At 69.8% G+C, this 635-nt stretch carries 1 protein-coding gene; it reads right to left on the bottom strand.

Going from position 1 to position 635, the window contains the following annotated elements; translation table 11 throughout:
- Positions 1 to 608, bottom strand: a 608-nt coding sequence (locus tag CCN35_RS25745; RefSeq protein WP_342748655.1) for an acyltransferase domain-containing protein, incomplete at its 3' end; no start/stop codon positions are given.
- Positions 609 to 635 lie beyond the last annotated feature (27 nt).

Genomic DNA, 635 nt, shown 5'->3' with positions numbered 1-635 from the left:
CCGGAAACCACCGTGGAAGACGCCGTATTGACCGCCGCCACCGACAACGCCGACCCATACGGCGCCAGATGCTCCTCCACCACAGCCGGCGGCAGCTCCACCAACGCCATACCACCCCGGCCCGCACACGCCAGCACCGCCCGCGAACGCTGAGCCACCACCTGCGCACCCTGCTCCAGACTCAGCGCACCACACACCACCGCGGCCGCCACCTCACCCTGGGAATGACCCACCACCGCAGCCGGCTCCACCCCCAGCGAACGCCACACCGCAGCCAGCCCCACCCCCATCGCAAACAACGCCGGCTGCACCACATCAACCCGCTCCAACGGCGGATGATCCCCACCCCCACCAGCCAGCACCTGCCGCACCGACCACCCGGTAAACGGCCGCAACGCCGCATCACAGGCATCCACCGCCGCAGCAAACACCTCACTCCCGGCCAGCAGCTCCCGACCCATACCAGCCCACTGCGAGCCCTGACCCGGAAAGACGAACACCACCTTCCCCTGCCGCCGGGCCACACCACTGACCACCGCCTCATCCACCCCACCGGCAGCCAGCACCCGCAACCCCGCAACCGCCTCCCCCACCGAGGAAGCCGTCACCCACCCCCGATACTCAAACTGCGACCG

This window comes from Streptomyces thermovulgaris (assembly GCF_002155915.1).
In the GTDB taxonomy this organism is placed as follows: domain Bacteria; phylum Actinomycetota; class Actinomycetes; order Streptomycetales; family Streptomycetaceae; genus Streptomyces; species Streptomyces thermovulgaris.
This window is presented reverse-complemented; position numbering and strand designations above follow the sequence as displayed.